This window comes from Paenibacillus xylanexedens, assembly GCF_017874615.1.
Lineage (GTDB): Bacteria > Bacillota > Bacilli > Paenibacillales > Paenibacillaceae > Paenibacillus > Paenibacillus xylanexedens.
In genome coordinates, this window is the sequence record NZ_JAGIKV010000003.1 from 159,280 (window position 1) to 184,126 (window position 24,847).

The window sequence follows — 24,847 nt, forward strand, 5'->3', positions numbered from 1 at the left end:
AAATGGCAACACATGCATATTATGTTCCGCCCGTGAACTTGATGGGTAGAGGATGTTTACAGGAAGCAGGTCAGATGATTGAACAGATGGGTATCCGCAAGGCGCTGGTTGTAAGTGATCGCCAATTGATTACTTCAGGCGTTGCTGAACAGGTACTGTCTATATTAAGAAAATCAGGGTTAGACTATGTAGTATATGATGAGGTTCAGCCTAATCCAACATGTCAGAATGTACATGACGGACTTCGAGTATTCCACGATCATGGCTGTGACGCCATTATATCGATAGGCGGAGGTTCACCGCAGGATGCTGCCAAAGGCATTGGCATTGTAGCTGCGAACGGTGGGCATATCCGTGAATATGAAGGATTTCATCAATCGAAACATAAGTCCGTGCCACTTGTGGCTTTTAACACAACGGCTGGCACATCGAGCGAGGTGACAATAAACTACGTGATTACAGATGAGGAACGTAAAGTGAAGATGGTGATGGTGGATCGCAACAGTCTGGTCTCCCTGTCGGTTAATGATCCGGAGCTGATGCTCAGCAAACCTGCAAGTCTCACAGCGGCCACAGGAATGGATGCGTTGACACATGCCGTAGAAGCGATGGTTACACCGGGTGGATTTACAGTGACAAGTGCGACAGCTGCAGCAGCTGTTGAACTGATCTTTGAATATTTGCCAAGAGCCGTGAGAGACGGCAGTGATCTGGAAGCGCGGGAACATATGACGTATGCGTGTTTCCTTGGCGGGATTGCTTTTAATAATGCGGGCCTGGGTTATGTCCATGCGATGGCGCATCAACTGGGTGGCGTATATGATCTGCCGCACGGTGTGTGCAACGCAATGTTACTCCCTTATGTGGAAGAGTTGAACGCCAAGCATGTACCCGGCAAATTCCGTCATATTGCTAAGGCAATCGGTATGGATGTGAAGGGTAGAAGTGATGAGGAATGTTCCGATTACGTTATTGAGGCCATACGTCAGCTATCGAAGGAAGTTGGTATCCCTGAGAAATTGTCTGAACTGGGTGTAAAAGATCCCGATGTGGAACTGCTTGCCGATAACGCGATGAAAGATGCCTGTGCACCAGGCAATCCCTATCAACCGTCCAAGGATGAAGTGATGGAGCTGTTCCGCAAAATTATATAGATTTAGGCACAAAGAGAGCCAGAGTATATTCTGGCTTTTTTTAGTGTTGTGTGAACTTCTGAGTCCTTTGAATGCGGAACCATTTCCTGTAATGGATATATTAGTTTTAATCCTGCTGTAAGCAATATTTTTTGTTTGACAGAGGGATTTCTTTGATCCATAATCAATCCATACTAATCAGATATGAATTATTGGAAGGGGATATTCAGACATGTCACAGTTTAAATTATCAGCCAGAAAGTCATTATGGGTAGGAGCTTTAGCGGTCCTATTATTGGTGATCGTTAGCGGATGCTCCGGGTCCAAGAATGATCCCGCTCCCAATACAGCAGCTCAGCCAGGTGCTAGTCAAGGTACGGATGATAAATCAAAAACAGACGAGACTGTAGCGGGAGGCACTTTTGTCTACGGCAGGCCAGCTTCTGTGACCTCGTTTGATTTGCATAATCAGATTACGTCGAACAATGCTTTTGCCATTGATAAAGTATTTGAGTCTTTGGTTGCTTTTGACAGCAAGGGAGAAATTGTGGACTGGCTTGCCAAGTCGCATAACATCAGTGATGACGGCTTAACGTATACATTTGTGTTACGTGACGGATTGAAATTCTCTAACGGCAGTGATGTTACTGCGGAAGATGCCGTATTCTCTCTTGAGCGGCATTTGAAGGTTGGCGGCCCGCTAGCTATATCCGCCAAAGTGGATACGGTCAAAGCAACGGGTAGCCATACATTGGTGATTACGCTTAAAGAGCCGTATACGCCGTTTATCTCTGAGCTTTCCAACTTCTCGAACGGTATTATTCCGAACAATTTTGGTGGAGCTACGGAGGAAGAATTTTTCAAGAAACCGGTAGGCACGGGACCGTTCGTGGTTGAGCAGTGGGACCCGGCAGGCGATGTGACCTTTACTAAGAACAGTCATTATTGGCAAGAAGGAAAACCTTCAGTGGATAAACTGGTGTACAAGCTGATTGAAGACGATAGTCAAGCGATCAACCAGCTAAAGGCAGGAGAAGTGAATGCGATTGAATCGTTGGCGCTGCAAAATGCCGATGAAATTAAAAATGGTGCCGATACAACTGTGGTAACGAACGGCAGTTGGGTGACAGAGCAAGTATTCTTCAATACGCTGGACAAGCATTTTTCCGATGTGCATGTTCGTGGTGCCCTGGCTCTGGCACTTGATCGTGACGGTCTGACTAAGGCGCTTACCTTTGGGTATGCACAGACCGCTAATTCATTGTTGCCTACGACCATTCCATATAATGCGAATGACACAATTAAGCCACTGAACTTTGATGTAACTGCGGCGAAGGCAGAACTGGCAAAATCGGCTTTCCCGGATGGATTCACTACCAAATTGCTTGTAGCCTCAGGCAACAGCACTAGAGCCCAAGAAGCACAAATCATTCAGGCGGCGGGAAAACAAATCGGCATCAACATCGAGATTGAATCGATTGAGCTGGCAACCTTCCGTGAACGATTCTTTGCTTATGATTTTGCAATAATGCTGAATAGTGGACAGGCAGATTCTCCGGAAGCAAACTCGATCATAGCTTTCCAGACCGATCCGGACGGATTCAGTAAATCGTACTGGACACATTACACCAATGATGAAGTTACCAAGCTTCTCTACGAAGGTCAAAAAACGGCAGACGGCGATGGTCGTGCGGAAATCTACTCCAAGCTGCTTCAGACGCTTGCCGATGAAGTACCTTATCTCCCGCTTTATTACCCGGACATTCTGATCGGCGCTCGTTCTTCCGTAGATGGACTCGTTGTGTTGCCTAACGGCAGCGTACGGTTCGAAGACGTTCATATTCAGAAATGAAGAAGTTCTGGTTGTTCAGCGTTGTAGGAAGAGCATTGGCAGTAATTTTTTGTGTGATGACAGCAGTCTTTTTTCTCATCCGTATGGTACCAGGAGATCCCGCTAAAATGATTCTGGGCGAATATAGCACGCCAGAGGCGCTTGAGAGCATGCATCATGCTCTCGGGCTGGATCTTCCGGTGGGTGAACAGTACATCCGGTTTGTCAAAACGCTATTTACGCAGGGAGATACCGGCAACTCGATTATCAATGGAACCTCTACCCGGGAGTTGATTGCTGACCGGGCGCCCGTCACGCTGCTGCTCATCGGCATGGCTTGTGCTTTGGCTATTGTAATTGCCCTTGTGCTTGCTACACTGGCAGCTACGCATAAGGATAAGCTGCTGGATCATGTCATACGTATATTTCCTACGGTAACGCTAGGTATGCCAATCTTCTGGGTTGGCATCCTTTTGATTCTGCTGCTGAGTGTTCGTCTTCACTGGTTTCCCGTTGGTGGAGTCGGCGAAGGGTGGTGGGGCACCTTGTACAGTTTGACGCTTCCTGCCATTACCGTAGCTTTGTCACAGATTCCGACATTGGTTCGTTCATTGAGAGCCCAGATGCTTGAAGTACTGGAATCTGATTTTGTCGTTACTTTGAAGGCGGCGAGATTGCCAAGTCGGGTTATTTTGTTCAAACATGTCCTGCGCAATGCGGCTCTTCCAACGCTGATCCTTCTTGGTGTTAACATTTCTTATCTGATTGGCGGGACATTGGTCGTTGAACAAGTATTTGGCATTAAGGGAATCGGCAGTTTGCTGTTTAGTTCTATTTCTAAACGGGATTTCCCGGTCATTCAAGGCATAGCTCTTTACTGCGCTGTGTCTGTGGTGATTATTAGTCTCCTGATAGAGATCCTTACCAGGTGGCTTGATCCCAGAACGAAAGGAAAAGCATGAACATGATAGGAACAGAACCTCGGTTATATGAAGAGCACTTGAACCCGACCCTCATGAACCGCATCTTAAAAATCCCTTCCCTGCTTGTGGGAGGTATTATGTTTGCCGTGCTGATTATCTTGGCTGTGAGTATACCGTTTATTAGTCCATATGACCCTTCTGAGCAAAATTTGAGTGACTTTTTGCAGCCTCCTTCTGCGGAACATTGGCTCGGTACAGACCAATTGGGGCGTGACTTGTTTACAAGACTGATTTATGCCGCGCGAACCGACCTGAGTATTATGGTGTTGGCGGAAACTGTCCCTTTTTGCATGGGGATATTTCTGGGGATGCTTGCAGGGTATTACGGAAAATGGGTAGATAAGATTATATCGTTGATCACGGACACATTTATCGCGTTCCCTTTTTATCTAATCGTCATTATCGTGGCTTTTGCCAGCGGAGCAGGCGAGCGGGGAATTTATATTACGTTTATGCTCGTTGGCTGGATCGTATTTGCCCGTGTAGTCAGGGGCCTAAGTGCATCTTATCGCAAACAGGAATGGATGGCTTCCGCACAGACATTGGGACTACCGGGAATACGAATTATCCTTCGTCATCTCCTGCCCAATGTATTGCCTCAGGCAGTTGTTGTGCTAATGACGGATATGGTCGGCCTGCTAGTGGCAATTGTTACGCTCGGATATCTGGGCATTGGCATCGCACCGCCTACCCCGGACTGGGGCACCATGATCTCGGATGGTCAATCCTTTATCACAACAGCTTGGTGGCTTTCGGCAGTTCCGGGATTCGCAGTGGTATACACCGGAATTGCTTTGTCCCTTGTGGGTGATGGATTGGCCGATCTATGGAGGAAAAAATAATGTCCACAAGTCCGATTTTGGAAGTCGAGGCATTGTCACTGTCGACCAAGTCGAATCAAAAATTAGTCCAAGATGTTCATTTCTCCCTTGGCAGAGGGGAGAGTCTGGGATTAGTAGGTGAATCCGGTTCCGGAAAATCACTTACATTGCGTTCCATTCTGGGACTCCTGCCAAGCGGTGTGGAGCAGACTGGAGGCACCATTCGGAGTGACGTGAGCAGCGCAATGGTGTTTCAAGACCCGAGAGGTGCGCTCGATCCGCTCTGTACCGTTGTTAAACAACTGTCCGAAGTTGTCTATTACAGGCAAAAGTTAAGCAGGAAGGCTTCAAGGGTAGCCGCACTGGAGTTGCTCGAACTGTTGGGTCTTCCCGACTCGCTGAAGCGTGAGGACCGATACCCTAGCCAGCTGTCAGGTGGGCAGTGCCAGCGTGTAGTTATTGCACTGGCTCTGGCTTGCAAGCCGGGCGTTCTGCTCTGTGATGAGCCGACCACGGCGCTGGACGTTACGGTTCAACGTCAAATTATAGAGACGATCACCCGATTGCAGCGTGAACTGGGCTTCGCCATGGTATTTGTAACACATAATCTTGCCATTGCAGCGACCCTTTGCTCGAAGCTGTGCGTGATGAAGCAGGGGCAAATTGTGGAGCATGGAGATTCACTTGCCATTTTGCAAGATCCACAAAATCCGTACACACAGATGCTGATTAACTCGGTGCTTCCTTTGCCGGAGCTTGAAGGGAGTGAATAACGATGGAACCAGCTTTGCAAATACAAAATGTATCGGTTCGTTATGGTGAATTTACTGCACTGGACCACATTGAATTGAATCTCCAGCATCATACGACACTTGGTCTTGTCGGTGAGTCTGGTTCGGGGAAATCTACTCTTGCGAGAGTTATTGCCGGCTTGATCACGCCCGATGAGGGGCAAATTCTGCTGGGAGATCAAACATTGAAAAAGAAGAGAAGTCGTGAGCAATATAAAAAGATACAGATGATCTTCCAAAATCCGGATGCCTCACTGAATCCCAAGCATTCCGTCCGGCAGATTCTTGCTGAAGCGCTGTTGTTTCATCGGATTGTGGACCGTTCACAGGTGGAGAAAAGATCCAAAGAGCTTTTAGCCCGTGTTCAGTTAGAGGCTAAAGCACTGGACAAGTATCCTCACGAATTCTCCGGCGGACAACGCCAACGGATTGCCATCGCACGGGCAATAAGCGTGGAACCGAGCCTGCTGATTGCGGATGAACCGACGAGTGCACTGGATGTCTCTGTGCAGCTGAGTGTGCTTGAACTGTTCAATTCGCTAAAGCGTGAGCTTAATCTTACGTTGTTGTTCATCTCTCATGATCTGGGAGTCATTCATGCCATTAGCGATACGGTAGCAGTTATGCGGCAGGGTCAACTTGTGGAAATCAGTCCCAAGGAGCAATTCTTCACACGACCTGAAACGGCGTATAGTCGAGAATTGCTGTCCGCCGTTCCAAAGATGCCGAAATTAATTTCATCAGGAGGTTTATATGAGCCAACCATATAAAGGATTTGTACCGCTTACGCGTAGTGAATACGAGACACTTACACAGTTGCTCTCCAGTCTTTTATCTACGGAGCATCCCCCGGTAATCATCCCTGGAGAGGCGATCTTGGGCATAGAGGCCGTGGCAGCCGGAATATCCGCGCCAGGTCGTACCATTGTCAATGTCGTGACAGGCCCATACGGCAGTTTATTTGGTCAATGGCTTGAACGCGGCGGGGCAACGGTGATCGAAGTTAAAGTTCCTTTTGATGAAGTTGTACCTGCGAAGGAGGTTGCTGCCGCGATTGAACGGTATAAACCGTCCGCGTTATCCTTTGTTCAAGCCGAGGTGGTTACAGGTGGATCAAATCCAGCGGAGGAAATCATAAAGATTGCCCGTGCGCACAAACTGATTACGGTGAGCGACTCCGTCTCGGCAGTTGGGGGAGAGGCTCTACCGGTTGATGAATGGGGCGTGGATTTTGTAGCTATCGGTGCGCAAAAAGCTCTCGCCGGGCCTAATGGCATCAGCGCTGTAAGCATTTCGCCGCGAGGATGGAAATTTCTTGAGTCCAATGCGTATGCGCCGCGTAATTCCATTCTCTCTTTGCTTGATCTGAAGCCATCCGGGAAGGGGACTGCACCAGTACGTGTTCCTCCCAACATTCCAACGCTGGAGGCCAGAGCGCTGATCTCGGCATTGACAGCGATCGAGTCAGAAGGGTTAGAGCAGGTGATCAAGCGTCATGAACGGGCTGCTGCATCAGCTATTGCTGGTATTCAGGCTTTAGGTCTGGAGCCTTGGCAAAAAGATAGCAAAACGTATTCTACACTGACTACGACGGTTCGAATTTCGGGGGAGGAGAAGTTGCATATCGATCACCCGATCGGCATTGTTGCTCCGGGGGACGGAGAACTTTTTGGTCAGCTGCTGCGAATTAATCATTTTGGGGCTAATGCATCCTTGTCGGGCGTGGAGGAAGCGGTTGCGACTATTGCCGCATTATTGAATCAGGACCATGAGCAGGCAGTCCAGGCTGTTCGCCTCGTTTGGGGGAAATGAATATGACTCAGGTAAATTCGGAAGATCAAAACTTCAAGCATATTTTTATAGCAGGTATTGAAGGCAAACGCTTCGATATCTCGATTCAGAATGGCCGGTTTGCATCAGTTGTAGAATCCATGTCACCGTATAATCATCAGGTTCGTCCAGATACTAATTTGTGGATTAGCCCGGGCTTAATTGACCTGCATACGCATCTGGCATGGACAGACTTCGACCACTCGGATCAATTGAAGCGTGATAAGCACGAGATTGAAGTCATGCAGGCGCAAGCTTTTGCAGCTACGCTTAGGACTGGCGTAACCACCGCTCGTGATGCAGGTGGATTATTGCCTAGGACGGCTCAGCATCTTGCTGAATACTATGGACATCCTCTCAAGGTTGAAACCAGCAGTGATATGTTGGGTGCGGCAGATGCCCACGGTGTGAAGCATCTGGAACAACGGTTGAACGATATATTTGATACAGGCGCAGGCTGGGTTAAAATCATGGCAACAGGTGGACTTGGAGCGCCTACTGAACAAGTGTTAGATCCCGTATTTTCGGAGGAAGAGTTTGCATTCATCGTTCGCCATGCACATGCTCATCATAAAAAGGTGCTTGTTCATACCTGGGGAGGCGTGACGATCGACTGGTCCATCCAGGCAGGGGTCGAATCAGTGGAACATGGAATGTTCTTAACCGAGGATCAGGCTGGCAGACTTGCTGAGTCCCGAACCGCCTTTGTGCCGACCACATCAATCTATCGGATTGCCGCAGATCCAAAAGGTGTGCTGGCGTTGCCTGCTGTTATTAGTGATCGTGCCGCACGTGCTGCTGAAGCTCATTCCACAGCCATCGGATATGCCAAAAGAGCAGGAGTCCGTTTCGGGTTCGGTACCGATTATGCCACACCTGCGCTCCATGGCTACAACCTGCAAGAGCTGGATACGCTGATCGACTATGGCTTGACCCGGACAGAAGCATGGCAGTCTGCGACGACCCATGCTGCCGAGATTATTGGGCGTGGCGACGAATTGGGGCAGATTGCAGAAGGTTATCTTGCGGACGCTGTTATTTTCAATGCCGATCCGTATCAAACGAAAAATGCAGATCAGCTACGCAAGAGTATTGTTTCCGTTATTACCGGAGCGCAGAAACCATAAACTGGTTTCTGTGTTTTTTTCTTTTTGCAAGAAAATCAGGATTGGCAGGTCTATAGCACTTTGGACATCTTCACAAATAAGCTGGCATGCGCAATAATGTAGGTCGAGCGATGCGACATATCATATATACATCAGGAGGCACTATGAAACTCGGCAATCATGATTTAAATACATATATCAAGCAATATGAAATCTATTTAAGCGTAGAACGGAATTTATCCGACAAATCCATAAAAGCCTATCGATCTGACCTCAACCGACTCGTAGAATGGCTCAATGACAATCATTTACATGATGTGAACAGAGATAATTTAAGAAAGTACTTGGAACAATTAACAAGTACACACACATTGAAAGACTCAACGATCAAAAGAAAATACATATGCTTTAAAGCATTTTTTAATTATTTGGTACAAGAAGGAGACATTGCTGAATCGCCTATCTCTGGCTTCGGAAGAAATTTCAAAACAGCAAGACGTATTCCGAAGACTCTTTCAGTGACCGAGGTTGAAAGGTTGTTAAATGCACCACAAGAACATATGAAGCAATTACGTACTATCTTTAGAAAACGAATTAACCAGCGCAATGATGCTATTATCGAATTGCTTTACGTAATCGGCATTCGTATCGGCGAATTAGTGAGTATTGATATGGAACACATCGATCTGGAAGAAAAAACAGTGTTGATCTTTGGGAAAGGCCGCAAAGAGCGGTTATTGTATATTTCGAGTAATGAGGTAATTCTTAAGATTAAAACATGGCTGCATGCTCGCGAGCATTTCGAATCCAAGTCTAATGCATTGTTTCTCAACAAATATGGTGATCGACTTTCGATTTATTCCATTGAAGATATTTACTCCAAATACAGGGACTTGTCTAAGGTTAGCAAAAAATCAACACCCCACTACCTAAGGCACAGCTTTGCTACACATCTTTTGAACAACGGTGCAGATTTGCGCTCAGTGCAGGAGATTCTTGGGCATACGAATGTTAGTACAACCCAAATTTATACAGAGGTGTCTGTTGAGCGGAAGAAGGATGTGCTGTCGAGGTTCAATCCGAGAAATAACTTGAAAGTGTAGAATAGAACCTCCAAATAACTATAAATTATTTGGAGGTCTTGTGATGTTGTCTAGTGCACAAGAAGAAATAAAGAAGAAAATCAAAGATTTCTTCAACGGGGATCAAGTCAATATAGTTTATTTAAGTGGAGAAACTGGAAGTGGTAAAACATTTTTGGTAGATAATTATCTGAAGGAAATTGATAATTACGAAGATTGGAAAACTTATTATATAGAGGGTAAAAGTGGTGATGTCAGTGCATACTCAACAATTATTCAATCTGAAAGCGTTAATTCTCCCAAAACAGAAGTTACAGGTAGAGGTTTGAGTTTAGGCTTCCGCATACTTGAAATCTTCAATATTGGTCTAAGTAGTACCTCTCGAATAAAAGAGATCTTTGATTCCAAAATCGATTTTTTCATCACGACGCTAAGAAAAACAACCGAAAGTAATATTTTAATTATCGCAGATAGTTTTGAGTTCTGGGATGAATCTTCGAAGACTCTGATAATGGCTATTATAAATCACAAAAAAATTTTAGATCATAAAAAGGTTAAATTACTCATTATCGCAAACGAAGATGACAGTTCAAAAGTGATGAATTTAAATTCTAGAACGCTTTTTAATTCAGTGAAGAACTTAAGGCTATCACTTCCTAATTCTGATGAAATAGAAGAAATTATTAAACTGCTTGGGTATAATTTAGTGCTAACCAATGAAGAAATTGAAACAATTATGTCCTTAAGCGGAGCTAATATAGATTTTATTAGAATAGTTATTGAAGCTTTGTATACCGATGGAATTTTGGAAATTAATAAAGACGGATCTGATTTAAATCTAAATAGTATACTTGAACATCGTCTGAAAATATTTGGTTCAAGAGAAGCTGATGCTAAGGATGTACTTAAAGCGTCATCTATTATTGATGGTGAATTTAATACTAATGAGATCAGGTTTCTTTGCAGTGAAAATAATGATGTTGATAATCTGTTGCATGAATCCTATACTCATTTATTCTTAAAAAAAGGACGTAAATTCGCTTTTTCTAACAGTAAAATTAGAGATTTTTTCTATGAGAAAGTCACAGGTACTCAAGCCAGATTTCACTTTCAGTACTCAAAGTACTTACAAAAAAATAAACCAGAAAACTATTTTTCGCGTGCACTGCACCTTTCCTTAGCAGATGACGAAGGACTAGAAACTAAAGAAATATTTGGATTACTTGCTTTAGCTTACTGTAGAAACATGGATATTTCAGCTGATGAGGGACATCAAGTTCGCATTAATGTGATGCTTAATCATTACATTAATAATAATGACAAGTCTGATTTTTTGAAAACTGACTTTGATCACTTATCCAGGGCGTGTGAATATTATTTGTCTCAAAACTATAAGGAATCCTATCAAAAGTTGAATCAAATATCAACGTCTCATTCACTACTATTTCGTTCTGAGGTATTAAGAATGAAACTTTTAGTTTCACTAATGTTAGATTTGGACACACCAAGAATAGAACGAGATACTCAAGCATTGTGTGCAGTTTTAGACGATATTGGACAAGAAGAGGCAGAACAGTGGGCTCAATGTAACTTTGCTCTCTTCTCGACTTATACGAACAAACTCGGTCAATTTGAAAGAGGTAAACAAATTGTAGACAAGTTACAGAGTTTTATAAGAAAACAAAATAACAGACCATTTTTTGAGTACCTAGGTAGAGTCTTGGACAGAAAAAGTTTCTTATTTGATTCGGCAGAAATTTCAATAGCGCCTATGAGAGATAGTGTTGTATATTTCAAAGCAACCGGTGACTACTTACAATACTATTTTGCACTGTGCAACTATGGAGGGATTTTAATTGTTTTAAACCAATTTGAAGAAGCGTCAGCACAAATAGAAGCAGCATTACGTCTTATTGAAGAACATGATTATATTAAATTCCCTTCAATAGAAAAGAATTATAATAATCTATTTTTAGCTAAATTTTTGTCTGTTTTTAGAGGTGGAGAATCAGTAACTAAACAAATCCTCGATGAGAGCATAATGAATTTTAAAGCTAAAATTCATTATGTTCCAACCGAAAAGGATGCTGTAATGTTAATTAATCTTGCAAATTTGTATTTGATAAATAGAAATTATCAAGATTACGATTCAACTATAAATATTTTAAAACATAAAATTCTTGCAAACACTGTTGATAGTTTCTATGAATACCACTTGACCAACTTAGAACTGGCTAAAAATATACTTCAATGCAATTGGCGTGACGCAGAAAATATACTCGGTGACTCTAAAGATAATCTTCCTAATTTTCATACAAAAAATGAAGATAAATTAAAAAATAGGCTGGTAGCCTTAGATACATTGATTAAAAATAAGTTGATACTCGAACCCGCTGAGCTTGATCAATGGGTATACGAAAACTCCAATCCCAAAGATGAGTCTAGTTCTTTTCATTGCAGATTATTTCTTTTTTCTGATCTGCAATTCTCATCGTTATAGTCAGTTATCACTAATCTATTTTCGTAGATAATCCAATTATTGTACTATATATATCGTGATACTCTAAACCCATTTGGTTAAAAGCATAAGCAAATGAGCTATGCTTGGTTGTATAAGGCGAAGCAGCTATATCCATTAAGTAAGCAACACCCTGATTATCAATTCTAAAATCTACTCTTCCATAACTTCTTAACCCTACAAGTTGAGCGATGTCAATCGCTGTTGCTTTAACTTTTTCGCTTATTGAACATGATAGCTCTTTATCTAGGGAGTAAAAGTTATAACCGTCATTGAAAGAGTGGTCATAAGTCAAAATACTCTGTTTTAGATGATTTTCACCATTTATTGAAATGCCTATTGGATTTAAAGCGTGAGGTCTACTAGAAATAAGTAAAGGAACTTCACACTCATATCCTTCTATGAATTGTTGTACTAAAATAGGAGAATTTTTCTCTTTGCTATCATTAATGATTTTTAGTTCAGTATTGGAATCAAACAATTTAATCGATGTTTCTGATAAACCTATGCTAGCTGATTCGTGCATAGGCTTTATAATAATCTTTGTATCTAATTGGGGTCTATTACCAGATAACCATCCATTTGATGGATGGTAAACCCAACTATCAGGAACTTTCACATTATGAATCTCTAAATATTTGGTATAAACATATTTCGCTCTACTTAATGATATAACAAGTGCATCTGAGCCTGTATAAGGTATAGACATTAGATCACAAAAGGAAGGAATAAGAGATTTCTTCCCAATGTGCTGACCGTTTCTAGATAGATTATACACAAACCTTTTATTCTTAAAATAGGACTGTTTGAGAACTTCAAGTATAAATTCAATCTCGTTGAAAAAAGTCTCAACAAAGAAATCAGCCCTTTTGATACCTTCAAAAACTTCATCAAATTCTTTATCGTTGAAAAATTCGTTGTTATCGGAATAGCTTATAAGAGTATTGTTTAATTCTCTTGTATTAGAGCGTGTGTTAGTTAATAAAGAGATATGGTACTCCTTTTTTAACTGTGCAGCAACAGATCTAAAGTTTTTTATCAGATTCTCAATTTCATTCATCCACAAGACCTCCAAATAATTTATAGTTATTAGTATGTAACTCTTCGATAGATTGCTCAATGCAATTCTAAGTGCTACTTTTATACCATATCTATCATTCGACACATTTCTATGTATTCCTCTAAAAATTTACAATAAATATTATAATTCCTGATACTAAAGCCCTTTTTATACAATTTTGTAGGTATATAGATCCACGAACCTTACATTTTTACCATGAATTTTCCAAAAGGAGTTTCATTCCTTTTTATCGAATACAATATGAATAACAGCGGCACGAGAAAGGGTAATCTCACCCACAACTTGATGTCGATGTTTTCCAGTAAGATTCCCCAGTCCGTTTCGTGTTTAATGTTAAATAGGAGTAGTCTATTTCATTGTTCACGAGCTACACCTTAAGTTCTGCATCTAACATTCACCTCTGTAAGACAGTCAAGCAATTCTACACCAGCATCATCTCTATTTCAGGCTTTACAATCCAAGAAGTTCAACTGCAACAAGATTCACCGGTTACACATCTGTACAGCATGCTCCTAATCAAGACAACAGTGTCCACACAACAGAATATCGATTATGGGCTCTGAAATGAATCAGAACGAATGCACGTGGAGGAGGCTGTAATGATGGCGAAAAAAGAAGTTGTAGCGATGCTACTTGCCGGAGGGCAAGGTAAGAGGTTAAAAGGATTGACCAAATCACTGGCTAAGCCGGCTGTGTATTTTGGCGGCACGTACCGAATCATTGATTTTCCGCTGAGTAACTGCTCTAATTCTGGTATTGATACAGTGGGTGTATTGACCCAATATGAACCACTTGTCTTACATTCCTATATTGGCATTGGCAGTGACTGGGATCTGGATCGGAAAAACGGCGGGGTATATGTACTTCCTCCACATGAACGTGAAGACGGTAGCAACTGGTACCGGGGTACAGCGGATGCGATCTTCCGTAACCTGAACTTTATTGAACAATTCGATCCTGAGCATGTGCTCATTCTGTCAGGGGATCATATCTATAAGATGGACTACGAAAAAATGCTCCAGTATCACAAAGAAAAAGATGCGGATTGCACCATATCGGTCATCGATGTCTCATTGGAAGAAGCCAGCCGATTCGGGGTGCTGAACACCAACGATGACTATAGCATCTATGAATTTGAAGAAAAACCTCCTGAGCCCAAGAGCACACTGGCTTCCATGGGTATCTATCTCTTCAAGTGGGATGTACTGAAACGTTTCCTGATTCAGGATGAACAACAGGCATCCACCTCCTATGATTTTGGTAAAGATATTATTCCTTTGTTGCTTGAAAATGAAAAATCCTTATATGCGTATCCATTCGAAGGTTATTGGAAAGACGTTGGTACCATTCGCAGTCTGTGGGAATCCAATATGGACCTGTTGGACGAAGACACACCGTTTAATCTGAATGATCCGGACTGGCGTATTTTCACACGTAATCCGAACCAACCTGCACAATACATCTCACCTTCGGGCAAGGTGCGGAATTGTATTATTAGTGAAGGTACTGTAGTGCATGGTGAGGTCAATCATTCTGTTCTGTTCTATGGAATTGAAGTTGGCGAGAACAGTGCTGTTATCGATTCGGTCATCATGCCAAGAGTGAAAATCGGGCAAAATGTGCGCATTTACCGAGCGATTATCGCAGAAGGATTGGTTATTCCTGATGGAACACAGATTTCGCCTGCACCGGGAGATGAGAGTGATATATTGCTCGTGGATCAGGAAGAACTGGAACGTCAGCTTCGCCAAGGAATAACCAGCAAGGCCTAATTGAAGTTAAAAGGACGGTGCATGCGATGAAACAATTGATCGGAGTTATTAACCTTGACCATGAACTTGAAGAATTGAAGGAATTGACGTATTTTCGCTGCGGAGCCGCGGTGCCATATGCCGGGCGTTACCGTCTGATCGATTTTGTTCTATCCAATATGATGAATGCAGGCATTGAGAGTATTGGTGTATTTGTACGGCGAAAATATCGCTCGTTGATGGACCATCTTGGTGACGGTAAACCTTGGGATTTGGATCGCAAGCATGGGGGTATGTTTATTTTGCCACCGGACTGGAACGATCCAACAGATACATCACAAGGGGACTTGCAGCATTTCCATAACAATTTGGACTTTTTCCACAGAGGGGCAGGACAATATGTTGTGCATGCGGGCAGTCGCCATGTGACCAAAGCAGACCTCCAGGATGTCTACAGGTATCACATCAGTAAAGGAGCGGACGTTACACTGGTCTGCAAAAAAGTAGATCAGCTGCTGCCTGAGCATGACGCCTGTGTCAAAGTTGACCATGACGGGGACGGTAACGTGGTGGACATTCACCAAAGCGCTAATCACCCGAATATATATACAGAAATTTTCATCATGGAAAAGGAATTGTTCCTGCGTCAGGTGCAACGCTGCATCGATCATGGCGAGAGCCATTTCTTCCGGGATGTGATTCAAAAAAATCCAGATGGATTGAATATCGCTGCGTATGCATATGATGGCTATCACGCAGTCATCAATTCCATTGACAGTTATTATCGCAACAGTATGGATCTGTTGAATACAGGGCAATATGAACAACTATTCAAGGAAGACCCCGTTCAGACCAAAATTAAATATGAAGCCCCTGCCAAATATCTGGATACCGCCGATGTTAAACATTCCCTCCTTGCTAATGGCTGCATCGTAGGTGGAGAGGTGGAGGACAGCATTTTGTTCCGTGGTGTACAGGTGGCCAAGGGTGCCAAAATAAAAGGTTCTATCATCATGCAGAAATGTTACATTGGTGAGGGGACCGTGCTTGAGAATGTCATTCTCGATAAAGATGTGAAGCTGACCGGAGGACAGACGCTGATCGGCGACCCGTCGAATCCATATATTTTGGCAAAAAGTACTATTATCTAATGCCCGCACGTAACCGATATCTTCTATAAATATATATAAAATAAAAATCCTGTAGGATGGATTTAAAGGTTCATGGACGAAAGTTTTTGGTAAAGAGCGTGGGCAGTAAGTGAAGGGGACGAAATCGATTCTGAAGAAGCATAGCGGTCGCCTTTATCACTGTATTTTCACATCTAAATAATAAATTCAAGAAAATACAGGGGTAACAGCGATCATAAGAACGATTCGTAACCGTAACGGGCGCATGCTCAAACCAAATGTTGAGTGTATGAACCGCCACCACCCTGCAGGATTTCCCCGGGAGGAACCTACTTTTGTTTGACAACAAGGAAACGTTCAAGAGTATCTTTACACGGAATCTGGTCAGCAAATTGGGCAAACCGATTGAAGAAGCAACACAGGAAGACGTGTACCACGTACTGGGAAGCATGATTCGTGAATATGCAGGCCAGGATTGGGCAACGTCGAATCAGGGGTTCAAGCAGCGCCAGGATAAACAGGTCTATTACTTCTCGCTGGAATTCCTGATTGGACGTCTGCTCGGCAACAATCTGTTGAATGTGAATGAATTGGAATTGGTGCGTGACAGTTTAGCTGAGCTGGGCTTCTCCTTGGAAGAGATAGAAGAACAGGAGGCGGATGCAGGACTCGGTAACGGAGGTCTGGGACGACTCGCTGCCTGTTTCCTGGATTCACTCGCATCACTCCGATATGCAGGACATGGTTGCGGGATTCGATATAAATATGGGCTGTTCGAGCAAAAAATCATCAATGGTAATCAGGTAGAGTTACCCGACAATTGGTTGGATAAGGGCAATGAATGGGAAGTCCGCCGTCCAGACAAAAAGGTGGAAGTCCAGTTCTGGGGCCGAGTAGAAGCTCATGAGCAGGATGGAGAATATCAGTTTGTTACAAAAGATGCCGAATCGGTTGTCGCCATTCCCTATGACGTGCCTGTCATCGGTTATGGTCAAACTCATGTGAATACATTGCGTCTATGGAGTGCGGAGCCAAAGCGTGAGACTTCACTCGACACCCCTTCGAACTACTACGGTTATCTGGATTATAGCCGATCGGTTGAATCAATCTCGGAATTCCTGTATCCAGATGATTCCCAGTATGAAGGAAAGCTGCTGCGATTGAAGCAGCAATACTTCATGTGCTCAGCAGGTGTACAGAGCGCCTTGCGTACGTTCAACAAGCTGGAGCTACCGTATGATCGTTTGCCTGATAAAGTGGCCTTCCACATTAATGACACGCATCCAACCTTGGTTATTCCAGAACTGATGCGCATCCTGATTGATGTGAAGGGGTATGGCTGGGATGAAGCATGGGATATCACAACTCGTACTGTATCGTATACCAATCATACAACGCTTAGTGAGGCTCTTGAAAAGTGGCCTGTATCCATGATCAGCAGGCTGCTGCCACGAATCTACATGATCATTGAAGAGATCAACAAACGCTTCTGTGGCATGCTGCTGGACCGGTATCCGGGAGATCAGGATCGCATAGGGCATTTGGCGATTGTTGCAAACGATCAGGTACGGATGGCACATCTGGCGATTGTAGGCAGTCATAGCGTGAATGGTGTTGCTGCTTTGCACACCGAGATTTTGAAAGAGCGCGAGATGGCTCCGTTCTATGAACTGTATCCGGAGCGTTTCAATAACAAAACGAATGGTATCACCCATCGCCGCTGGTTGATGCATGCCAATCCGAAACTGTCGGATCTCATCACGGATACAATCGGTAACGAATGGATAACGGAGCCGGGCAAGCTGGACCAGTTGGCTGGTTTTGCGGATAATGCATCATTCCAGGAGCAGTTCCGTTCAATTAAGCGGGATAACAAAGAGCGACTTGCTGCGTATATTCTGGATCATACCGGGACAGCAGTGAATCCGGATTCCATCTTTGATGTACAGGTGAAGAGACTACACGGGTACAAACGTCAACTGTTGAACATTCTGCATGTTATGCATCTGTATAACCGGCTTAAGAATGATGCTTCGTTTGATATGGTACCACGTACGTTCATCTTTGGTGCCAAGGCAGCGCCGAGTTATTATTTTGCCAAGAAAATTATCAAGCTGATCAACAACGTGGCTGACACGGTGAATCGGGATGCGGCCGTGAATGACCGCTTGAAGGTATTTTTCCTCGAAAATTATTCCGTCTCTCTTGCAGAGAAGATCATTCCCGCTGCGGATGTTAGTGAACAGATCTCAACCGCAGGTAAGGAAGCTTCCGGTACGGGCAACATGAAATTTATGATGAACGGTGCTTTAACGATTGGCACGATGGATGGAGCCAACGTGGAGATGGCGGAGCAGGTTGGGGAAGAAAATATGTTCATCTATGGTCTGCGTGCAGACGAAGTACTTGAGTATTATCGTTCTGGCAGCTATCGTCCGAATGAGATCGTGCAGCACGATGAACGCATTCGCGAGGTCGTGGAGCAACTGGTGCATCCAGGTGCATTCTGTTATCGTGACGGGGAGTTCTGGGATATTTATGACTCCTTACTGGCCCATGGTGACGAATACTTTGTATTGCGTGATTTTGCTGCTTATGCCGACGCGCATGCTGCGATTGACCAGGCGTATCGGGATATTCCGGGCTGGACTCGGAAAGCGATATTAAACACGGCACATTCCGGCATATTCTCCAGTGATCGTACCATTAGTGAGTATGCGACAGATATCTGGGGTATTCATCCCGTGTCCGGGAACTGGAAAGGTTAAGCATAGATTGTTAAACAAACAAGTCCCCTTGTTCACAAGAGCTATCTCTGTTGGTAAATCAACCAGCGTAGAGAGCATCTCCTTGTAGAACAAGGGGTTTTTGGCATACAGTGTATCATAGTGTCATTCAACTTGAAGAGAATCGGAACTCGCGTATCTTTCGTCATACAAGTTCGCACACAAAATCAAAAAAAAGATCTGGATCTCAGTCATACTACATAAGAAATCGTTTGATATTTTGAATTAGATAGGGGAGCCGTCACTATGGATCATTACACACGAATTCAGCTTGCTATTGAGTATTTGGAGCAGCATTTGCAAGATGATTTTAATATCAGAGAGACGTCCGCTGCTGCGAGCTTTTCGGCGTTTCATTTTCAGCCTACTTTGGAATGACACCGGCGAAGCTGCGTAAGCTGGAAGTGGATCAGTTGTCTCTTCTGAAGATGCAACAGAGCATTGATTTTAACGATTATCGAACTCGGCTTGATGGAACTTTCCACATGAACACACCCCGTCTGGTCACACGGGAACCGAACTGGATTGTCGGCTATGAATATAAGACCAACCTGAATGACAATCAGCATTATGCTGAAATACCCGGATTTTATCACGATTTTGGCATGGAACAGAAATTCATGGCGATCCCGGAGAGGACACGCCCTGATATGGCTTATGGTGTGGCCTGTCATTTTGAAGAGGATGGAGCATTTTCTTTTATTGTGGGTGAAGAAAGCAGTGGAGCATCGCAGGTACTTGAACCCGGTTTTACTTCGATTGAAATTCCGGGCGGCTTGTATGCAGAGTTCACCGTGGAAGGCTCCGGGCAGGATATTCGGAAAATGATCTATGGCAGCTGGTTGCCGCAGTCGAACTATGAACGGAGGGAAGGACCAGACTTTGAAGTGACGGATGTCTGGAAATCGACCCTTGAACAACTGGACATGAACATATATATCCCGTTAAAATAGACCTACCGCTTCGCGGAATTCAAGGTCGGAGGACGGATGAATGAGCGAAAAGTCAGGGCTTCACTCCAAGTGGATGTTATTAATCGTTGCTTGCATGGCAGCGCTCTACATACTGATTATGGGCATTTTACTGTTTGTCAGTGGACGAACACCTAGCATGTATTATCAATATAATCTCGTACCCTTCGAGACGATTCGTCCACTTCTTATGGAGAGGGAGAGGTACAATACAGATACCTGGGTCAAAAACCTGTTTGGCAATATCGTATTGTTCATTCCGCTGGGCATCTGGATTCCATGGTTGTTTCGGAGGTGTCGTACGTTCCTGACCTTTACATCTACAGTTGTTTTGCTTCTGCTGTGTGTTGAGGTCACACAATTGATTACACGTGTAGGTTCGTTTGATGTGGATGACATTATTCTGAACACGATCGGTGCCTGGATAGGTTACGCCGGATTTAAGTTAATCTTATGCTCATTAAGAAGGACTCGGAATTGAGCCGCAGATCGCGGTCCATCACCGGGTCTTTTTGCATAAGATACCTTTCAAATGTTTACAAGGGAATCATTTCGGATAAAACATATTAACGGCTTATTTATATCGTGAGTAGAGATTATATAGTACACAATGATGAGAGCGAGGTGGGCGATATCGTTTGGTGGAAAGAGAGTGTGGTATACCAGATTTACCCGAGCAGCTTTAAAGATTCGGACGGGGATGGATATGGCGACTTGCAGGGGATTTATGAGAAGCTCGATTATTTGGAGAATTTGGGCGTAGATGTGATCTGGCTTTGTCCCATTTACGATTCACCAGGACATGATAACGGATATGATATCCGAGATTACTACGGCATTTTACGCAAGTATGGCACGATGGAGGATTTTGATCGATTATTGGCAGAGGCCCACAAGCGTGGTCTCAAGATCATGATGGACCTGGTGCTGAATCATACGTCAGATGAACATGCGTGGTTTGCTGAATCGCGTTCATCAAAGATGAATCCGAAGCGGGATTATTATATTTGGCGTTCAGGCAAAAATGGGCAGGTGCCGAATAATTGGGAGTCCTATTTTGGAGGTTCGGTGTGGAAGCATGATCCCGAGACAAATGAATATTATCTGCATCTGTATTCCGAACAGCAACCGGATCTCAACTGGAACAATGCACAGATGGCAGAAGAGATGTATGAGATGGTGCATTGGTGGCTGGAAAAAGGGGTCGACGGATTCCGTTTCGATGCAGTAGCGCATATCGCCAAGGCAGAGGGTCTACCAAGCGCTCACAACCCGCATAATCTGCCGGTGGTTCCCGCGTATCAGCTCTTTTCCAACCTGGAACAGGTACACTCGATCTTGAAGAAGCTGAATAACATGATCCTGAAACCTTATGGACCCATGACGGTTGGCGAGACTTCGGGACTTGGGCCTGAGCAGGCCTTGGCTTATGTCGGGACGGATCGTGATGAGCTTAATATGGTATTCCAGTTTGAGCATATGTTTATCGATGCTAAATCCTCCGGAATTGGTAAGTGGAACTATAAGGAATGGAAATTGACAGATCTCAAAGAAATTATGAGCCGGTGGCAAACGGTTTTGCATGGTAGAGGCTGGAACGCCAATTATATGGGCAACCATGATCAGCCACGACCAGTTTCCCGTTTTGGTGATGACGGTAAATATCGGGTACGGTCTGCTCAGATGCTGGCGACATGGATGCTTACACTGGAAGGGACCCCCTACATCTATCAGGGAGAAGAGATCGGCATGACCAATGTCGCTTTCCCGGATATCGAACAATACCGGGACATCGAGACCAAAAATTATTACAATCATTACATTGGTCAAGGTAAGTCGAAGCATGAAGTCATGCAGGCGATCTGGCTGAAGAGTCGCGATAATGCCCGCACGCCGATGCAATGGGATGAGACGGAACATGCAGGGTTTACCCAGGGTCAGCCGTGGATTCAGGTGAATGATAATTATCTTGAGATTAATGTGGCTGATGCCGAAAGTGATCCGCAATCCATTTTGCATTATTACCGTAAGTTAATTGCCCTTCGCAAACAACATAAAGTACTTATCTATGGTGCGTATGAACTGCTGCTACCGGATGATCCGGATATCTATGCCTATACCCGAACGCTGGAAGATGAGCAGATGCTGGTCATTCTGAATTTCCGTGGGCATGAGCCTGAGATGCACTGGCCGGAAGGTTGGACTTCCGAGCATGCCAAGCTGATCATCAGCAATGTGAGCAGACGTTATTCTACCGATGAAGGTGCGATTCAGTTTCAGCCGTATGAAGCAAGGGTGTATCGTAAGCAGCGATAACACGGAGGCTAGCGTAATTTTGCGTTGGTGAAGAGCTATGATTTATAATAAATAGTGGTTTTCAAAATAATCAAAACATATGTCGGGAGGAATCCAAGTTGTTGAATATTACGTTCCACGGTCACTCCAGTGTACAGCTGGGCACAGAAGAAAAGTCTCTGATCATTGATCCCTTCCTGCGTGGAAACGAGCTTGCCGTCACAAAGCCCGAAGATATTAAGACCGATGTTGTGTTGCTGACACATGCACATATGGATCACATCCTCGATGCTGAACCTATTGCCAAAGCGAATAACGCCAAAGTTGTCGCTATTGTGGAATTGGCTACATATATGTCCTGGAAAGGTCTGGATACACTCGGCATGAACATGGGCGGAACGGTAGATCTTGACTTTGCTCAAGCTAAAATGATTCAGGCGTTCCATACTTCCGGGATTGTGCTCGAAGAAGAACAACGGATCATGTATGCAGGTTTGCCTGCTGGATATATCATTAATATTGGTGGCAAAACGATTTTGCATGCCGGAGACACAAGTCTCTTCGGGGATATGAAAATGATCGGTGATCGTCATGATATCGATGTAGCCTTCTTGCCGATTGGTGGACATTTCACCATGGGACCTGAGGATGCGCTGCAGGCGGCCGAATGGTTTAATGCCAAACTGACGATTCCGGTTCATTATGATACGTTCCCGGTAATTCGTCAGGATGCGGAACACTTCGTGCAGCAGCTGGCTGCAAAAGGGTTGGAAGGACGTGTGCTGGCCCCGGGAGAATCCATTACCCTGTGATGCACATTTAACCGCTGTTCAATAATAAATGGATTTATGGATAAAGACGAATATCACGTCAAGATAACTGACGTGGTATTCGTCTTTTTTCGGTTTCAGGTTCAATTTTCACCAATATAGTTGGTAGAAATGACAAAAACATTGAAATTCCATTGTTGAAATCCCTTTTAGAATGATATAAAAAGTTACACGGAAACCAAACGGAAATCCGAATTGACCGCAAACAGGGGGAGCGTTCATGTCATTTATGAAATCATTATTTTTTCAAATTATTGTAGCGGTAATCATCGGGATTGGTGTAGGCATCCTGTGGCCGGATCTGGGTAGCTTGCTGCAACCGCTCGGAACAGGTTTCATCAAATTGATCAAGATGATCATCGCACCACTGATTTTCATGGTCATTGTGACAGGTATTGCCAAGATCGGTGATCTGAAGTCGGTAGGTCGCATCGGACTGAAAGCCATCGTGTGGTTCGAGATTGCAACTACAGTGGCGCTGGTACTTGGATTGGGAACAGCCAATCTGCTTCGCCCCGGTGCCGGAATGAACGTGGACCCTTCAACCATAGATGCAAGCGGTATTGAAGCAAAAACCAATGGTTCCGAGTTACCGCATACGGTAGACTTTATCATGAATATTATTCCGACAAGTGTTGTGGATGCCTTTGCACAAAATGCACTTCTGCAAGTATTGCTCGTGGCATGCTTGTTCGGGGTTGCTCTGGCAGCAACAGAGAGTAAGGCAAAAGAGAATGTACTGACGCTGATTGAGAACTTGCTCGGCATTGTGTTCCGCATCATCGGTTATATCATGAAACTCGCACCAATTGGTGCATTTGGAGCCATGGCTTACACGGTAGGTGCCTATGGAGCTTCCACATTGTCGTCCTTTGGTCTGCTGATTCTGGCCTGTTACGGTGCAGCGCTGCTGTTTCTGGTCATGCTGGCATTGGCTGCCTGGTGGATCACCGGGCTGAATTTCCTGCAATTTGTGAAGTATACCCGTTCTGAAGTGATGCTGGCGATTGGAACCGGATCATCAGAAGTGGTGATGCCACGCATGATGGACAAACTAACCAAGGCGGGTTGTGATCGTGCGGTTGTGGGGCTTGTGGTGCCAACGGGGTACTCGTTTAATCTGGATGGCGCTTCGATCTATTTATCGTTGGCCACGGTTTTTGTTGCTCAAGCCGTAGGGATTGAACTGACATTGATGCAGCAGATTACGATTTTGCTGGTGTTGATGTTAAGTTCCAAGGGCATGGCAGGAGTACCTGGCTCTGCATTCTTGGCCCTGTCCGCGACGGCAGTGGCTGTCAATGCTTTTCCGGTAGCGGCGGTTGCTCTACTGCTTGGTGCAGATCGATTCATGGATACAATGCGTGTATTCACCAACCTGATGGGCAACTGTGTCGCAGCATTTGTGGTGGCAAAATGGGAAGGTCTGCTGGATCAAAAGCGAATGCGTGCCGTACTCTCTGGTGAGATCAGTGCCGCTGAACTGGAAAGGGAAGAGCAAGCTGCACTATCTTTATTGAAGTTGAATATGCAGGAAAAACAAGGGAAAGCCGTAGTTTCACCGGAGATGTCGTAAGAGGCGTGTCTACGCTGTGGTGATGAAGTCAAGTGACAGCTACTTTATAATAACAATCCATTACAACAGTAAAAAACAGTAGAATACATTTAAAGTTCAACCAAGTTTAACCAAATTAGACCGTCTGTTGCCCGCACCAATGGTGGGAAGAACAGACGGTTTTTTGTTGTCCCAATACAGATATCATTGGGTTCACGAACGCAGGTTACAAAATAAATGTTACAGAGGAAAGATTTATGGGGAATGTGTAGAAGAGGCGGAGAATATACATATTATAGTTTCAACTTGTATATACATGTTTACTTATGTAATATAGATATGAAGTTATCCGA

20 protein-coding genes are annotated in these 24,847 nt (G+C 44.2%); 19 read left to right on the forward strand and 1 reads right to left on the reverse strand.

Annotated elements, in window-relative coordinates; genetic code table 11:
- The first annotated feature begins 2 nt into the window (after nucleotides 1-2).
- From J2Z28_RS05195 to J2Z28_RS05240, 10 genes are all read left to right on the forward strand, one after another.
- Complete coding sequence (locus tag J2Z28_RS05195; RefSeq protein WP_211081472.1) at nucleotides 3-1,154, forward strand: iron-containing alcohol dehydrogenase; 1,152 nt, start codon at nucleotides 3-5, stop codon at nucleotides 1,152-1,154.
- A 211-nt stretch (nucleotides 1,155-1,365) separates the two neighbouring features.
- Nucleotides 1,366-2,985 (forward strand): ABC transporter substrate-binding protein, encoded by a 1,620-nt coding sequence (locus tag J2Z28_RS05200; RefSeq protein WP_211081473.1) that lies wholly within the window; start codon nucleotides 1,366-1,368, stop codon nucleotides 2,983-2,985.
- Nucleotides 2,982-3,926 (forward strand): ABC transporter permease, encoded by a 945-nt coding sequence (locus J2Z28_RS05205; RefSeq protein ID WP_241230762.1) that lies wholly within the window; start codon nucleotides 2,982-2,984, stop codon nucleotides 3,924-3,926. Before J2Z28_RS05200 ends, J2Z28_RS05205 begins: the two co-directional genes overlap by 4 nt.
- A 2-nt stretch (nucleotides 3,927-3,928) precedes the next feature.
- On the forward strand, nucleotides 3,929-4,789 hold the full coding sequence (locus J2Z28_RS05210) for an ABC transporter permease (RefSeq protein ID WP_211081474.1): 861 nt from the start codon (nucleotides 3,929-3,931) through the stop codon (nucleotides 4,787-4,789).
- Nucleotides 4,789-5,541, forward strand: coding sequence for an ABC transporter ATP-binding protein (locus tag J2Z28_RS05215; protein WP_211081475.1), 753 nt, complete (start codon nucleotides 4,789-4,791; stop codon nucleotides 5,539-5,541). The genes J2Z28_RS05210 and J2Z28_RS05215 overlap by 1 nt, the downstream gene beginning before the upstream one ends.
- A 2-nt stretch (nucleotides 5,542-5,543) precedes the next feature.
- On the forward strand, nucleotides 5,544-6,329 hold the full coding sequence (locus J2Z28_RS05220; RefSeq protein WP_211081476.1) for an ABC transporter ATP-binding protein: 786 nt from the start codon (nucleotides 5,544-5,546) through the stop codon (nucleotides 6,327-6,329).
- Complete coding sequence (locus J2Z28_RS05225) at nucleotides 6,313-7,371, forward strand: aminotransferase class V-fold PLP-dependent enzyme (protein WP_211081477.1); 1,059 nt, start codon at nucleotides 6,313-6,315, stop codon at nucleotides 7,369-7,371. The genes J2Z28_RS05220 and J2Z28_RS05225 overlap by 17 nt, the downstream gene beginning before the upstream one ends.
- 2 nt (nucleotides 7,372-7,373) lie before the next feature.
- Nucleotides 7,374-8,516: an amidohydrolase family protein gene (locus tag J2Z28_RS05230; RefSeq protein ID WP_211081478.1), complete on the forward strand. Its 1,143-nt coding sequence runs from the start codon at nucleotides 7,374-7,376 to the stop codon at nucleotides 8,514-8,516.
- Between the two features lie 143 nt (nucleotides 8,517-8,659).
- On the forward strand, nucleotides 8,660-9,598 hold the full coding sequence (locus J2Z28_RS05235; protein WP_211081479.1) for a tyrosine-type recombinase/integrase: 939 nt from the start codon (nucleotides 8,660-8,662) through the stop codon (nucleotides 9,596-9,598).
- Nucleotides 9,599-9,641: 43 nt separating this feature from the next.
- A complete protein-coding gene (locus J2Z28_RS05240; protein WP_211081480.1) occupies nucleotides 9,642-12,077 on the forward strand; it encodes an ATP-binding protein in 2,436 nt (811 codons plus the stop codon).
- 10 nt (nucleotides 12,078-12,087) lie between these two features.
- Here the strand turns inward: J2Z28_RS05240 and J2Z28_RS05245 are convergent, their stop codons facing one another.
- Nucleotides 12,088-13,155 carry a D-alanine--D-alanine ligase family protein gene (locus J2Z28_RS05245; RefSeq protein WP_211081481.1) on the reverse strand — a complete coding sequence of 356 codons (1,068 nt, stop codon included), beginning with the start codon at nucleotides 13,153-13,155 and terminating at the stop codon, nucleotides 12,088-12,090.
- A 623-nt stretch (nucleotides 13,156-13,778) separates the two neighbouring features.
- On the opposite strand from J2Z28_RS05245, the gene J2Z28_RS05250 reads away from it, so the two are divergent.
- The 9 genes from J2Z28_RS05250 to dctA all read left to right on the forward strand — a co-directional run bounded on the left by J2Z28_RS05250 (nucleotide 13,779) and on the right by dctA (nucleotide 24,515).
- On the forward strand, nucleotides 13,779-14,948 hold the full coding sequence (locus J2Z28_RS05250; protein ID WP_017688884.1) for a glucose-1-phosphate adenylyltransferase: 1,170 nt from the start codon (nucleotides 13,779-13,781) through the stop codon (nucleotides 14,946-14,948).
- A 26-nt stretch (nucleotides 14,949-14,974) separates the two neighbouring features.
- Nucleotides 14,975-16,078 carry a glucose-1-phosphate adenylyltransferase subunit GlgD gene (gene glgD, locus J2Z28_RS05255; RefSeq protein WP_211081482.1) on the forward strand — a complete coding sequence of 368 codons (1,104 nt, stop codon included), beginning with the start codon at nucleotides 14,975-14,977 and terminating at the stop codon, nucleotides 16,076-16,078.
- 314 nt (nucleotides 16,079-16,392) lie between these two features.
- The gene (locus tag J2Z28_RS05260) at nucleotides 16,393-18,825 is read left to right on the forward strand and encodes a glycogen/starch/alpha-glucan phosphorylase (RefSeq protein WP_211081483.1); all 2,433 of its coding nucleotides are present in this window, start codon (nucleotides 16,393-16,395) and stop codon (nucleotides 18,823-18,825) included.
- A 264-nt stretch (nucleotides 18,826-19,089) separates the two neighbouring features.
- Nucleotides 19,090-19,221, forward strand: a complete 132-nt coding sequence (locus J2Z28_RS31760; protein WP_415841509.1) for a hypothetical protein — start codon at nucleotides 19,090-19,092, stop codon at nucleotides 19,219-19,221.
- Nucleotides 19,218-19,796, forward strand: coding sequence for a GyrI-like domain-containing protein (locus J2Z28_RS05265; protein ID WP_415841510.1), 579 nt, complete (start codon nucleotides 19,218-19,220; stop codon nucleotides 19,794-19,796). Before J2Z28_RS31760 ends, J2Z28_RS05265 begins: the two co-directional genes overlap by 4 nt.
- Before the next feature lie 40 nt (nucleotides 19,797-19,836).
- A complete protein-coding gene (locus tag J2Z28_RS05270; protein ID WP_211081484.1) occupies nucleotides 19,837-20,295 on the forward strand; it encodes a VanZ family protein in 459 nt (152 codons plus the stop codon).
- A 143-nt stretch (nucleotides 20,296-20,438) separates the two neighbouring features.
- Nucleotides 20,439-22,130, forward strand: coding sequence for a glycoside hydrolase family 13 protein (locus J2Z28_RS05275; protein ID WP_211081485.1), 1,692 nt, complete (start codon nucleotides 20,439-20,441; stop codon nucleotides 22,128-22,130).
- A 98-nt stretch (nucleotides 22,131-22,228) separates the two neighbouring features.
- On the forward strand, nucleotides 22,229-22,921 hold the full coding sequence (locus J2Z28_RS05280) for a metal-dependent hydrolase (protein WP_017688878.1): 693 nt from the start codon (nucleotides 22,229-22,231) through the stop codon (nucleotides 22,919-22,921).
- Between the two features lie 238 nt (nucleotides 22,922-23,159).
- The gene (gene dctA, locus J2Z28_RS05285) at nucleotides 23,160-24,515 is read left to right on the forward strand and encodes a C4-dicarboxylate transporter DctA (protein WP_036670619.1); all 1,356 of its coding nucleotides are present in this window, start codon (nucleotides 23,160-23,162) and stop codon (nucleotides 24,513-24,515) included.
- Nucleotides 24,516-24,847: the final 332 nt, after the last annotated feature.

Excerpts from the sequence above, each read along its gene's own strand:
- J2Z28_RS05195 (WP_211081472.1), top strand. The coding sequence starts at position 3 with ATGGCAACACATGCATATTATGTTCCGCCCGTGAACTTGATGGGTAGA.
- J2Z28_RS05200 (WP_211081473.1), top strand. The coding sequence starts at position 1,366 with ATGTCACAGTTTAAATTATCAGCCAGAAAGTCATTATGGGTAGGAGCT.
- J2Z28_RS05205 (WP_241230762.1), top strand. The coding sequence starts at position 2,982 with ATGAAGAAGTTCTGGTTGTTCAGCGTTGTAGGAAGAGCATTGGCAGTA.
- J2Z28_RS05210 (WP_211081474.1), top strand. The coding sequence starts at position 3,929 with ATGATAGGAACAGAACCTCGGTTATATGAAGAGCACTTGAACCCGACC.
- J2Z28_RS05215 (WP_211081475.1), top strand. The coding sequence starts at position 4,789 with ATGTCCACAAGTCCGATTTTGGAAGTCGAGGCATTGTCACTGTCGACC.
- J2Z28_RS05220 (WP_211081476.1), top strand. The coding sequence starts at position 5,544 with ATGGAACCAGCTTTGCAAATACAAAATGTATCGGTTCGTTATGGTGAA.
- J2Z28_RS05225 (WP_211081477.1), top strand. The coding sequence starts at position 6,313 with ATGAGCCAACCATATAAAGGATTTGTACCGCTTACGCGTAGTGAATAC.
- J2Z28_RS05230 (WP_211081478.1), top strand. The coding sequence starts at position 7,374 with ATGACTCAGGTAAATTCGGAAGATCAAAACTTCAAGCATATTTTTATA.
- J2Z28_RS05235 (WP_211081479.1), top strand. The coding sequence starts at position 8,660 with ATGAAACTCGGCAATCATGATTTAAATACATATATCAAGCAATATGAA.
- J2Z28_RS05240 (WP_211081480.1), top strand. The coding sequence starts at position 9,642 with ATGTTGTCTAGTGCACAAGAAGAAATAAAGAAGAAAATCAAAGATTTC.
- J2Z28_RS05245 (WP_211081481.1), bottom strand. The coding sequence starts at position 13,155 with ATGAATGAAATTGAGAATCTGATAAAAAACTTTAGATCTGTTGCTGCA.
- J2Z28_RS05250 (WP_017688884.1), top strand. The coding sequence starts at position 13,779 with ATGGCGAAAAAAGAAGTTGTAGCGATGCTACTTGCCGGAGGGCAAGGT.
- glgD (WP_211081482.1), top strand. The coding sequence starts at position 14,975 with ATGAAACAATTGATCGGAGTTATTAACCTTGACCATGAACTTGAAGAA.
- J2Z28_RS31760 (WP_415841509.1), top strand. The coding sequence starts at position 19,090 with ATGGATCATTACACACGAATTCAGCTTGCTATTGAGTATTTGGAGCAG.
- J2Z28_RS05265 (WP_415841510.1), top strand. The coding sequence starts at position 19,218 with ATGACACCGGCGAAGCTGCGTAAGCTGGAAGTGGATCAGTTGTCTCTT.
- J2Z28_RS05270 (WP_211081484.1), top strand. The coding sequence starts at position 19,837 with ATGAGCGAAAAGTCAGGGCTTCACTCCAAGTGGATGTTATTAATCGTT.
- dctA (WP_036670619.1), top strand. The coding sequence starts at position 23,160 with ATGTCATTTATGAAATCATTATTTTTTCAAATTATTGTAGCGGTAATC.